General features: G+C 42.0%; 13 protein-coding genes and 2 pseudogenes. 9 read left to right on the forward strand and 6 right to left on the reverse strand.

Annotation, left to right across the window (positions count from 1 at the left end):
* Positions 1–16: 16 nt before the first annotated feature.
* The gene (gene def, locus RWS24_RS06240; RefSeq protein ID WP_314366152.1) at positions 17–631 is read right to left on the reverse strand and encodes a peptide deformylase; all 615 of its coding nucleotides are present in this window, start codon (positions 629–631) and stop codon (positions 17–19) included.
* A gap of 212 nt (positions 632–843) precedes the next feature.
* On the opposite strand from def, the gene RWS24_RS06245 reads away from it, so the two are divergent.
* The 3 genes from RWS24_RS06245 to rpsO all read left to right on the forward strand — a co-directional run bounded on the left by RWS24_RS06245 (position 844) and on the right by rpsO (position 3,189).
* Complete coding sequence (locus RWS24_RS06245; RefSeq protein ID WP_314366144.1) at positions 844–2,013, forward strand: MFS transporter; 1,170 nt, start codon at positions 844–846, stop codon at positions 2,011–2,013.
* An 11-nt stretch (positions 2,014–2,024) separates the two neighbouring features.
* A complete protein-coding gene (locus RWS24_RS06250; protein WP_314366145.1) occupies positions 2,025–2,753 on the forward strand; it encodes a pseudouridine synthase in 729 nt (242 codons plus the stop codon).
* A 166-nt stretch (positions 2,754–2,919) separates the two neighbouring features.
* A complete protein-coding gene (gene rpsO, locus RWS24_RS06255; protein ID WP_003004251.1) occupies positions 2,920–3,189 on the forward strand; it encodes a 30S ribosomal protein S15 in 270 nt (89 codons plus the stop codon).
* Between the two features lie 450 nt (positions 3,190–3,639).
* Here the strand turns inward: rpsO and RWS24_RS06260 are convergent, their stop codons facing one another.
* The gene (locus tag RWS24_RS06260; protein WP_314366146.1) at positions 3,640–4,566 is read right to left on the reverse strand and encodes an alpha/beta fold hydrolase; all 927 of its coding nucleotides are present in this window, start codon (positions 4,564–4,566) and stop codon (positions 3,640–3,642) included.
* A gap of 135 nt (positions 4,567–4,701) precedes the next feature.
* Positions 4,702–5,847, reverse strand: coding sequence for a low temperature requirement protein A (locus tag RWS24_RS06265; protein ID WP_314366153.1), 1,146 nt, complete (start codon positions 5,845–5,847; stop codon positions 4,702–4,704).
* Between the two features lie 232 nt (positions 5,848–6,079).
* Between RWS24_RS06265 and RWS24_RS06270 the strand changes: the two genes are divergently transcribed.
* Together RWS24_RS06270 and RWS24_RS06275 are read left to right on the forward strand one after the other, a co-directional pair.
* Positions 6,080–6,853 (forward strand): oxidoreductase, encoded by a 774-nt coding sequence (locus tag RWS24_RS06270; RefSeq protein ID WP_399553768.1) that lies wholly within the window; start codon positions 6,080–6,082, stop codon positions 6,851–6,853.
* 17 nt (positions 6,854–6,870) lie between these two features.
* Positions 6,871–7,842, forward strand: coding sequence for an AraC family transcriptional regulator (locus tag RWS24_RS06275; protein WP_314366147.1), 972 nt, complete (start codon positions 6,871–6,873; stop codon positions 7,840–7,842).
* 46 nt (positions 7,843–7,888) lie between these two features.
* Here RWS24_RS06275 and RWS24_RS06280 read toward each other — a convergent pair.
* Together RWS24_RS06280 and RWS24_RS06285 are read right to left on the reverse strand one after the other, a co-directional pair.
* A pseudogene (locus RWS24_RS06280) lies at positions 7,889–8,117 on the reverse strand (IS3 family transposase); the annotation flags it as partial.
* A pseudogene (locus tag RWS24_RS06285) lies at positions 8,108–8,422 on the reverse strand (cinnamoyl ester hydrolase); the annotation flags it as partial. The pseudogenes RWS24_RS06285 and RWS24_RS06280, both read right to left, overlap by 10 nt.
* Positions 8,423–8,709: 287 nt before the next feature.
* Between RWS24_RS06285 and RWS24_RS06290 the strand changes: the two are divergent.
* The 4 genes from RWS24_RS06290 (at position 8,710) to RWS24_RS06305 (ending at position 10,435) form a co-directional block, all read left to right on the forward strand.
* Complete coding sequence (locus RWS24_RS06290) at positions 8,710–9,123, forward strand: YjdF family protein (RefSeq protein WP_314366148.1); 414 nt, start codon at positions 8,710–8,712, stop codon at positions 9,121–9,123.
* Between the two features lie 188 nt (positions 9,124–9,311).
* Positions 9,312–9,533: a DUF4649 family protein gene (locus tag RWS24_RS06295; protein ID WP_125337653.1), complete on the forward strand. Its 222-nt coding sequence runs from the start codon at positions 9,312–9,314 to the stop codon at positions 9,531–9,533.
* Between the two features lie 18 nt (positions 9,534–9,551).
* Positions 9,552–9,866, forward strand: a complete 315-nt coding sequence (gene trxA / locus RWS24_RS06300; protein ID WP_314366149.1) for a thioredoxin — start codon at positions 9,552–9,554, stop codon at positions 9,864–9,866.
* A 158-nt stretch (positions 9,867–10,024) separates the two neighbouring features.
* Positions 10,025–10,435, forward strand: a complete 411-nt coding sequence (locus RWS24_RS06305) for a hypothetical protein (protein ID WP_314366150.1) — start codon at positions 10,025–10,027, stop codon at positions 10,433–10,435.
* 52 nt (positions 10,436–10,487) lie between these two features.
* Here the strand turns inward: RWS24_RS06305 and RWS24_RS06310 are convergent.
* Positions 10,488–10,858 (reverse strand): M3 family metallopeptidase (locus RWS24_RS06310; RefSeq protein WP_314366151.1); only part of this gene is annotated, 371 nt, incomplete at its 5' end.

Raw genomic sequence — 10,858 nt, forward strand, 5'->3', positions numbered from 1 at the left:
ATGATATATAAGCTATTTACTCAATCACCAACATGCCGTCTTTGACTGCAAATGGGTCTTTTTCATTGATGCGGTCATAGAACATGATGCCGTTGATATGGTCGATTTCATGCTGAACAACAATGGCGTTATAGCCCTTGAGCTTGATACGATGCTTTTGACCGTCCTTGTCAAAGTAATCCACGGTTACTCGCGCATGACGAACTACGTAGCCCGGTACTTCTCGATCGACTGACAGGCAGCCTTCACCATCAGCTAAGGCTGCATCCTGAACGGAATGGGCCACAATCTTAGGATTGTACATCAGCGTTTGCAGGCTATAAGCTTCCTTAGGCGGATTTCCCTCTTCGTCCTCAGGGTTGGGAACTAAAACAGCGATGAGCCGTTTAGAAATATCCAGCTGGGGAGCAGCTAGACCAACACCACCGCGCAGCCCCATTTTTTCCGCCATGACTGGATCCTGGGAATGCTTGAGAAATTGCATCATCTTCTCGCCCAGAATGATTTCCTGGTCTGATAGAGGGAAGCTGACTTCCTCAGCGATAGCGCGCAGGGTCGGATTGCCCTCGCGGATAATGTCCTTCATATCAATTAAATGGGCTGGTTTGGTTAATCGTTCAATAACAGATATTTTTTCACTCACAGACATGATTCTCTCCTTTTTCTATCCTTCATCATAACATAAAACAAGCCAGAAATAAAGGAGGGAGCGGTTTTTGGATAGCTGTTGGTGCCTGATTTTGGATGGAGGCACAGCGTCCCATAATATTCCTGACAAAGAAATTGCGTCTTGACCCAAAAAACTGTATGATAGAGGTAGTGTGAATTTTAAAGGAAAATAGAATGAAAAAATTGATGGAAAAGGTGAGTATCCTCTCGCTTTCTTTGATACTGACTACGGCTTTTTCGATTTCCAGTGCCCAGTCGGCCATGTTTGCTTTTTATAAAGGGATTCCAGAAAGTTGGGTAGAACTTCTGGTTTCTTTGCCTTCGGCTGGGATTATGCTCATGTTGCTGTTTAATAGGGTCATTGAAAAATACCTGACAGAGCGCCAGATGATTGTGAGCGGGCTTCTGATTTTCTCACTTTGCGGGCTTCTTCCTCTTCTTAATCAGTCTTACTGGCTGATGTTTGCGTCTCGGCTTGTCTTTGGGATGGGGCTTGGCATGCTCAATGCCAAGGCAATTTCGATTGTTAGCGAGCGCTACAAGGGACAGGAGCGCGTACATCTTTTAGGACTGCGAGGCTCAGCAGAAGTAGTCGGGACAGCCCTCTTGACATTTGGTGTCAGTCGGCTTCTTCCTCTCGGTTGGCAGGCTGCCTTTCTCGTCTATAGCTTCGGACTGGTGGTCTTGGTGCTATATCTGCTTTTTGTCCCTTATAACAAGGTCTCTGAAAAGCAGCACGAGCAGTCTGAATTGACTCCTAAGCTAAGCCGGCAGGATTGGCAGCTGAGTCTAGCTTTTGCCTTTGTGGCGGGGGTCATTGTGCTGGCTTATATTGCCATCAATGTGCGCGTGCCGGGGATTGTAGAGAAGTCCGGCATGGGAACGGCCCAGACTGCAGGTGTGATTCTTTCCTTGATGCAGTTGATTGGGATTGCAGCGGGTATCAGCTTTGCTAGTTTGACCCGTCTTTTTAGAGATAAACTGCTGATGCTTTCTGGTCTGGCTTTTGGCCTGAGTCAGATTATCATTGGCTTCTCACCTAATCTCTTGTCACTCAGCATGGCTACTATTAGCGCCGGCTTTGTCTATAGTGTCGGTCTGACGACCATTTTTTACACCCTGTCCGAGCGCATTTCCGCCCACCTCCTCAATCAAGCCACTTCTATCGTGATTTTAGGTTGCAGTATTGGAGCAACGGCCACTACATTTGTCCTCAGTTTCATTGGGAGATTCTCTAACGCCCCAGCCTTTATCTTCAGCGTTTTGGGGCTGGCTATGATTTTGACCTCGCTCTTTGTGCTAAGATTTAGCAAAGAAAAGAGCGGAATGGCTTCAGAAAGTTAGGAGGTTATACGATGCGTCTGGATAAATTTTTAGCAGAAAATGGTCTGGGCTCCCGCGCTCAGGTTAAGCAGATCCTAAAGAAAGGGTTAGTTTTGGTCAATGGCAGAGCAGAGAAATCACCTAAGACCCAGATTGATGAGACAGAAGATGAAATTATTGTTTCTGGCCAAAGGCTGACCTATGAAAAATTCGTTTATTACCTTCTCAACAAGCCGCAGGGAGTCATTTCGGCGACAGAGGATGACCGTCATAAGACGGTTCTGGACTTGCTGGATGAGACCGCCCGTCAGAAGGAAGTCTTTCCTGTTGGCCGCTTGGATATTGATACCCATGGTCTGCTCCTTCTGACCAATAATGGCAAGCTAGCCCATGCCATGCTGTCACCCAAAAAGCACGTCGAAAAAATCTACCGAGCTCAAGTGGCTGGCCTGATGAACCAAGCAGATGTAGAGCGATTTGCTGAGGGAATAGAACTGAAAGACTTCACCTGTCAGCCAGCTCAGCTCAAGATTTTAGAGCTAGATGAAGCAAAAGAGACTTCTCTCGTAGAAATTACCTTAGCTGAGGGCAAGTTTCACCAGGTCAAGCGCATGGTGGCTGCCTGTGGAAAAGAAGTCACGGATCTGCAGCGCCTCACGATGGGACCCCTACAGTCGGATCCTGCATTGGCTCTTGGAGAATGGCGGAGGCTGACCGAGGTAGAAATGCTTTCTTTAGAAATCTTCGGCGTTGAATTGTAAATGAAAGAGCCTGAATTCCTCATACAAAAGAGTTTAAACAGAATCATTTGACAAAGGTAGCCCTTCTTGGTAGAATAAGAATGTCTAAAAGACAAATAACTTCTTCTTGGTTGCAGGCCATGCCAAACCTGCCACTCGGATGAAGCGTAAAGAAAAGGAGTATATCATGGCAATCTCAAAAGAGAAAAAAAATGAAATCATTGCACAATACGCACGTCACGAAGGTGACACTGGTTCAGTAGAAGTACAAGTTGCTGTCCTTACTTGGGAAATCAACCACTTGAACGAACACATCAAACAACACAAAAAAGACCACGCTACTTACCGTGGTTTGATGAAGAAAATCGGTCGCCGTCGTAACTTGTTGGCTTACCTTCGTACAAATGACGTTAACCGTTATCGTGAGTTGATCAACTCTCTTGGACTTCGTCGTTAATCATGATGCTAAGGGCGCCAAAAATCCGTATGAAAATAGGGAAACGACACCGTGTTCGATGAACACAAGGAGTTTCATCTTTTTCACTAGGATTTTAGCCCGAGATCAAAATAGCTCTCTGACTTCAGGGGGCTTTTTTGTTTTGTCAACTTTTTAGGACTTCGTCGTTAATCTGCTTTATTTTCCACTTACATTGCCTTGTCACCTTACCTCGATATACTCAAGTATTATCTTCGGTTACGGTTCCTAGCACTGTAAGGTAAAATAAACCAGAATGATCTCCCTTCGGGGAGATTTTTTTGTTTTCACTAGGATCTTAGTCCGAGTACAAATCACCTCCTCTGGATTCAGAAGGCTTTTCCTTAGTCTTGCTTCTAACTCAGTAAGACTCTTTTTGTGGTCCAAAAAAGCCCTTCTATTATTTTAGAAGAACTTTTTCTATCAGAGTATTTACTCTTTCAAGAATTTTTGGATTGCAGGAGCGGCAGTGATAGCAAATCTTTCGTCAATGCGATGTTCCCCACCTTCTACAGTGACCAACTCTGCATTTGGAATAATCTGACTCGCTTCGACCGCATACTGGTAGGGCACGACTGCATCATCAGAGCCGTGGATAATGAGAGTCGGATCCGTGATTTTGGCCTGCTCTGCTTGGATGTCAATGTTTAAGGCATCGATTAGATAAATCTTGCCCAGAGTAGTATTGTGGTGTGTCAGGCTATCAGGAAGTTGATCGAAGTCAGGGCTCCCTAGCTCATGATAAGTCTCTTTGGCATCATCGAAAAGAACAAAAGCTGGAAAGATAAGTATGAGTTTGTGCACGCGGTCTGGATAAGTAGCAGCATAGAGACTGGCCACAACCCCACCTTGGCTGGCGCCAAATAAGCTCATTTTGCTCTTATCTACAAAGGCCTCAGAACGAAGCTTTTCCATGACTTGAGTCAAGTCTGTGAGTTCGGTCTTGACCGACATATTCAGCATATCCCGCCCACCGCTTTTCGATTGGCGGCTACCACCGTAGAAATCAAAGCTGTAAACCAGATAACCTTGCTTTGCCAGCAGCTGGCTGTACATTTCATATTGCTCAAGGGTGTTGTTCAATCCATGTTCGATAACAATAGTCGGCAATTTTTTACTCTTGTAGTCACGAGGAGCAGTAATCTTTCCGTAGAGTTGCTTGTCATCGTATGAAATACTGTACTCTTCGGATACAATGTCTTCTGTCGGAGTCGGTTGCTTGTCGCTCTTCTCGCTAGAGGCTGTCTGTGTGGTTTCTGGCTTAGGAGGGGTAGGATTCGGTTTGGTCTGGGAGTGCCAGAAGAAAATAGCTAGAGCGGACAAACTCAGGATGGCTAGAAAAGCCCAAATGTATTTCATCGTTCTCTCCTTTCAGTATTTGTAGTATTATAGCGGAAATGAAACTGTTTTACAAGGAGAAAGATTGGCAATAAAGGTCTCAATCTTATGAAAGAAAGACTCCTTTCTCTTTCGGGAAAAGAGTCTTTTTGTCGCTTAGAATAAATCCCAGTAAGGTGTTGAATATTTTCTAGTCTGGGTCATGTAGAAGTAAACAAAATGGATTTGGATTGCTAGAGCTAAAATGGTTGCAATAGTCACTACTATCATAGGGTTAGAAGCAAAGAGTAAAGAGAGAATCAAGGCAGTCAGATAGAGTGCGGTTTGGACAAAGTAGAAATGTTTCGGATAGCGAAGATAGTGTTTGTTATAGGGGCCATTTGCTAGGACAGCCGCTTGGAAGAGGCCAAGTCCGATATAGAAGAAGCTGGTCACAAAGATATGATTGGCTTCAGGATTAAGGAGAAAACTCATAGAAACAGTCATCATAATCAGTCCAATGAAAATAGGATAGTGACTGTAAATTAGAAATATTCCCTTTTGATTAGATGCTTCATCAATAGCATGATCGAATTGACCAAAATAAAACAAGAATAGAGAAAGCATGATAATGAAATATAGAACCGAATAAATCGAGAAGTTCTCAACGGTAAAGAAGTTAGCTAGCCCCATAATCATCTCCCCAAAAGTAATAATGACTAGAAGGGAGATGCGTTCGATTAAATGGGGGAGATTGACTTGAAAATGCTTGGCCCTACGAGTCATGGTAATGGGCATAATAAAGGTAAGGAGGATACTGAGAACGAAGGCATAGATACCAAAATTAATGGGAAGCAGGGCTGCTAGGTAGACACCAAATGTGCGAAGCCCTGTCATCCAGAGAAAACCCTTGATGCTTTTTCGATCGCTAGCATCTGTCGATTTTCGATAATATTCAACTAGATATTGGAAGAAAAGTGTGAAGGTTAAGGTACCAACGGCCCAGCAAAAAGAGTGGAAATAGAGCTGCCAATCATGGCCAATCATATTCGATATCAAGAGCAAGAGACCCATATTGATAAACATGATCACCATGTTAAATAAAGAGTTCTTCCCATAGCGATTGGTATAAACGGTCTGAATCATCCAGGAATTGACCAGGACCAAAAGTGACATGAAAAAATCAAAGAGAGAACTCCAAGTCAAAATGCCGTTATGAAGATGGTGAATAAGGGCAGTTGTTTTTGAAATGGCAAAAACAAGAACCAGGTCATAAAATAGCTCTGAAAATTCTACCCATTTGTGCTTGATAAGGTTTGTCATCATAAGACCTTTCTATTTAAAATGTAACAATTTATTATAACAGAAAATGGCAATGAACGAGAAGGATATTCTTTAATGACTTTATGTGGCGTAAATTGTCAAAGTATTGTCTTTTTTTGTCATTTACCTGTCGTTTTCTGTCTTGTATAATAGTCTCATAAATCAAATGAAATAAAGAGGAAAATATCATGTCAAACAAAAAAATATCTTAGTCACAGGCGCTTCATCAGGTATGGGGAAACTTTCAGCCCAAGATCTTATCAAAGCTGGTCACACCGTTTACGCTGTTGCTCGTAGTGTCGATAAAATGAAAGACCTTGAAGCACTTGGTGGCCATATCATGAAAATGGACGTAACAAACGAAGAGGATATTGAAAGAGTTGTAGCAAAAGTCATTGAAGAACAAGGTCGCATCGATGTTCTTTGGAACAATGCAGGTTACGGACTTTATGGTCCTGTTGAAGACCTTTCAATGGAAAAAGCGCAACAACAGTTCGAAGTCAATGTCTACGGTGTAGCCCGCTTGACGAAGAAAGTATTGCCATATATGCGCCAACAAAAGGATGGTCTGATCATCAATACGTCATCAATGGGTGGTAAAATCTACACACCACTTGGAGCTTGGTACCACGCTTCAAAACACGCTATTGAAGGTTTTAGTGACTGTCTCCGTATGGAAGTCAAGGAATTTGGCATCAAGGTGGTTGTTTTAGAACCCGGAATGATCAATACTGGTTTTAACGCAACAGTTGGTCAAAACTTCTCTTATGAATCTAAAAATGGTGCTTACAGTCGTTTGGTGAATGGCTATATCAAAGCTATGGAAAAAAACCCAACACCAGTCTCAAATCCAGAAGTCATCTCACGTACAGTTCTTAAAATCATCAATGCTCGTAACCCTAAAACTCGCTATCTTGTGGGCCGTGGAGGCAAGCTTTTGGTAGGAATCCGTCGCATCTTTGGAGATAAATTCTTTGATCGTATGATGTTGATGTCAATGCGTTAATAGAATGGAGAAAGCTTATGCGCCTTAGTCTCAGTCAACAGTATATTGAAAATTTAAGCCTTATAGGGCTGGATCTGAAAATGATTCTGCAATTGGCTAATCTACCAGATAGCACTTGGAAAGAGGAAATGAACCTCTCAACTCTGGATTATTATCATCTCTTAACAGCTTTTGATCAGGTGGCCAATGATGAGCAAATCATAGCCATGAGCCGCATCAAGAACATTCAGATGTTTATGCCGCCTTTTTTCGCGGCCCTATCTTCTAAAAATGGTCTCGCAGCCATAGAGCATTTTGCCAAATACAAGAAGATTACAGGTCCGATTGTTGTGAATATGGAAGTCTTTGATGACCTTGTCCGTGTAAGCTATCGTTATGATTATCCAGGGTTAGATCTGCCTCGCTTTGCAGTCCTCAATGAACAGTTGTTGTTGCTTGATTTGATTCGGACGGGAACAGGTGAAGAGATTGTCCCAGTGCATGTCGGATCCCCATATTCTTATGAGGAAGTCAGTGCTAATATTTTTGGATGCCAAGTTGAAGTAATGGAAGGGAATGAACAGGTCTTTAAAAAAGCTGACTTGGAGAAACCTTTCCTCACAGCCAATAATGTCATGTTAGACTACCTAGAACCTCAACTCAAGGAACGCTTAGCAGAAGTCATGACCAGTGAAAGTTTCACAGGTATCGTCCAGCAGAAACTCTACCAGGCTATTCCAAGTGGTTTCTTTACTATTGAAGATATAGCAGCATCATTAGGTATTAGCAGTCGCACCTTGCAAAGGAACCTGACTGCAGAAGGAACCAAATTTAATCAAGAATTGCAAAATGTCCAAAAGATTCTCGCCTTTGCTTATTTCAAAAATCCAGAAATGACAACAGAAGATGTCGCCTATCTGCTAGGTTATTCGGAAGTCTCCTCTTTCTCACGAGCCTTTAAAAAGTGGACAGGACAAACCATTTCAGAATATAGAGACAAAGAGAAATAGAGACCTTTGTAGTCGGAAGAACTCCAGATTTAAAAGATTCGTAAAATCATTCATCAAAGGATTTGGTACTGAAAGCACAGGCTAAGTCCTTTGATTTTGACTTTAATTCGTTTGTTGTAGTAATTAATGTAGTTGACAATCGCCTTCTTAAGTTCTTCAAGATACTGAGACTCCTTTTCAAAAACATAAAACATTTCGGATTTCAAAATGTCAAAGAAAGACTCCATCATGACGTTGTCTGGACTGTTGCCCTTGCGTAAAATGGACGGCTGTACATTTCATATTGCTCAAGGGTGTTGTTCAATCCATGCGCGATAACAATAGTCGGCAATTTTTAACTCTTGTAGTCACGAGGAGCAGTAATCTTTCCATAAAGCTGTTTGTTATCGTATGAAATTCTGTACTCTTCGGATACGATGTCTTCTGTCGGAGTCGGCTGCTTATCGCTCTTCTCGCTAGAACTTGTCTGAGTGGTTTCTGGCGTAGAAGGGGTAGGATTCGGTTTGGTCTGGGAATGCCAGAAGAAAAGACCTAGTCCAGCCAAGCACAAGGCTGCTAAGAAAGCCCAAATATACTTCATAGTTCTCTCCTTTCATTATTTGCAGTATTATTGCGAAAACGAAGGCGTTTTACAATACGTGAGCTTTCTTGTTTTTGATTTTTCTGGATCTCTTACAAGAAAATCCAATTCAGCCATCTAAGCGAGATTCCGATAACCTTGATTTTTTTAGAAAATCTTGCTAAACTGTAGCTGCTAAGATAAAAACACAGTTCTGGTTGGTAGTCCAGACGCAAAAAATCCATTTTTTGTCAGTAACCTTCCTCCTTGGTTGTCCATTCTTAGGGATTTTTAAAGGAGGTGCTGTCATGGATAAGATTTCAATGACGCTGACAGTTTATTTTGAAGAGGGATTTTGGCACGGTCTTTTCGAGCAGGAACATGCTCAATCTTATAGAGTTTGCCGAGTCACCTTTGGTGCAGAGCCTAGCACGCAGGAATTGCTGGATTTTCTAAACCGTTATTATCATCGGTTGCAGTTTAGTCCTAGCATCAGAGTGAAAGAGAAGACTAAGTCGGTCAGTCCTAAACGCCTGCAGAGACAGGTTAAAAAAGAGCAGATGGCTTCACGTTCTTCAAAGTCACAGGAAGCGCTACAACTGCAATTTGAAGAGCAAAAGAAAATTGCTCGAGTCAAGCGCAAGCAGCAGAAAGAACTGGCTAAGCAAAGGAAATTCGAACTCAAACAGCAAAAACGATTGGAAAAGCACAAGGGGCATTGAGCCTGGTTTTTCTTATTTATATGAGAAAGTCTTCCGATGGGAGGCTTTTTTGTTTGTCAGGAAATCGGTGAGTTTCTTGGAAAGCGAATTGATTTCTCCAAGTCGTTTTATTTGACAGATGTAATCAAAGTCATTACAATATAATCATAAAATAAAAATTACAAGAGTAATTTGAAAAAGGAGAAATTATGATTGAAATTACATATTTGGATGCTGTCAAGCAGGAGCGGAAGATGATTTTTGAGTCTTATCAGGAGTTTGAGCAGTCCCAGCAAGCCTGCTTGATTGGAGTGGCAGATTATTACCCAGTTAAAAAATTGACTTATAAAGGCCATGATTTGAATTATCAGGGTACTTACGGTGATGTCTTCTTTTTCCTGATGAAGCAGGATTTAACAAAGTTTGACTAAGAATAAAGGAGAAAAATAATGGTAAAAGCAATCACAGATGCAACATTTGAGCAAGAAACAAAAGACGGATTGGTGCTGATTGATTTTTGGGCGACTTGGTGCGGACCTTGTCGGATGCAGGGGCCAATCCTTGACAAACTCTCAGAGGAACTTTCCGAAGATGAGCTCAAGATTGTCAAGATGGATGTGGATGAAAATCCAGCTACAGCACGCGCCTTTGGCATCATGTCTATCCCGACTCTGCTCTTTAAAAAAGACAGTCAAGTCGTCAAGCAGCTAGCAGGTGTTCATACTGCCCAGCAGATTAAAGCGATTGTGGCAGACTTGGGATAAGGTGAGTAGAAGATTAAATTAGACCTATTTAAAATTGAGACTGCTCAGGTTATAGAGTGGTCTTTTTTATTGCGATTGTAACAATAAGGAGTCAATTTAAAAAATTTGTTCGAAAATTCACTTTTTAAGGTATAATAAGTAGAGGTAAATTTTTTCCAATGGGTTGCGCTAGAGATCCGGTTTATTTAAAACATGATGGGAATGTGGTAATGTTAATGATTGAGTTTCTAAAACATCTTTTATTTGTTTTTATGATTTTTACACCATTTGTTGCTCCAGCGGTTTTGTGTTTCTTTGTAGGTTGGATGATTCCTAGAGAGCAGATCACGCAAAAAAGAATCATACTAGTATTAGCCTTGTTGATTCCAATTTTGCTTTTAATTTCCTATTGTGCTCCTCAGATACTAGGTCTGGTTTTTTGGAGTCTGATTTGGTTTTTCATCGGGCTGCTGCGAATGAAGAATTATACTAAGTCACAGTACTGGACAAGATGGCTTATATTTATCGCTTGTTTTAGTGCCTATATTTTACTTTATCTCCGCTTTTTTGGATCGCTTTATTTTTATTGAACTATTTAAAAAACAGCTTGAAGATTTGCTTCAAGCTGTTTTTGTTTCTTCTTTATTCCCCCAACTCCTCGCTGTAAGCAATAATCTGATCAACTGTGTCTGACAGGAATTGGATGGTATCACGGAGTGGTTTGTCTGTTGAGATATCTGCTCCGATAATCATAGCTGACTCAAGCGGAGTCTTGCTGCCGCCGGATTTGAGTAGCTCAAGCCAGTCGCGGGCACCATTTTCGTCATTTTTCAGGTGGAGGTAACCGGCAGTAGAGATGACCAGACCTGCTGAGTAAGTATAGCTGTAAAGCCCCATGTAGTAATGCGCTTGGCGCATCCAGGTCAGGGCAGCATCGTCGTCAATCTCAACGGCATCCCCCCAGAATTCTGTCAAGACTTCTTTCATGATAGCGTTGAGTTTGCTTGCGCCGA

This window comes from uncultured Streptococcus sp., assembly GCF_963528215.1.
In the GTDB taxonomy this organism is placed as follows: domain Bacteria; phylum Bacillota; class Bacilli; order Lactobacillales; family Streptococcaceae; genus Streptococcus.

Excerpts from the sequence above, each read along its gene's own strand:
- RWS24_RS06245 (WP_314366144.1), top strand. The coding sequence starts at position 844 with ATGAAAAAATTGATGGAAAAGGTGAGTATCCTCTCGCTTTCTTTGATA.
- RWS24_RS06250 (WP_314366145.1), top strand. The coding sequence starts at position 2,025 with ATGCGTCTGGATAAATTTTTAGCAGAAAATGGTCTGGGCTCCCGCGCT.
- rpsO (WP_003004251.1), top strand. The coding sequence starts at position 2,920 with ATGGCAATCTCAAAAGAGAAAAAAAATGAAATCATTGCACAATACGCA.
- RWS24_RS06260 (WP_314366146.1), bottom strand. The coding sequence starts at position 4,566 with ATGAAATACATTTGGGCTTTTCTAGCCATCCTGAGTTTGTCCGCTCTA.
- RWS24_RS06265 (WP_314366153.1), bottom strand. The coding sequence starts at position 5,847 with ATGACAAACCTTATCAAGCACAAATGGGTAGAATTTTCAGAGCTATTT.
- RWS24_RS06270 (WP_399553768.1), top strand. The coding sequence starts at position 6,080 with ATGGGGAAACTTTCAGCCCAAGATCTTATCAAAGCTGGTCACACCGTT.
- RWS24_RS06275 (WP_314366147.1), top strand. The coding sequence starts at position 6,871 with ATGCGCCTTAGTCTCAGTCAACAGTATATTGAAAATTTAAGCCTTATA.
- RWS24_RS06290 (WP_314366148.1), top strand. The coding sequence starts at position 8,710 with ATGGATAAGATTTCAATGACGCTGACAGTTTATTTTGAAGAGGGATTT.
- RWS24_RS06295 (WP_125337653.1), top strand. The coding sequence starts at position 9,312 with ATGATTGAAATTACATATTTGGATGCTGTCAAGCAGGAGCGGAAGATG.
- trxA (WP_314366149.1), top strand. The coding sequence starts at position 9,552 with ATGGTAAAAGCAATCACAGATGCAACATTTGAGCAAGAAACAAAAGAC.
- RWS24_RS06305 (WP_314366150.1), top strand. The coding sequence starts at position 10,025 with ATGGGTTGCGCTAGAGATCCGGTTTATTTAAAACATGATGGGAATGTG.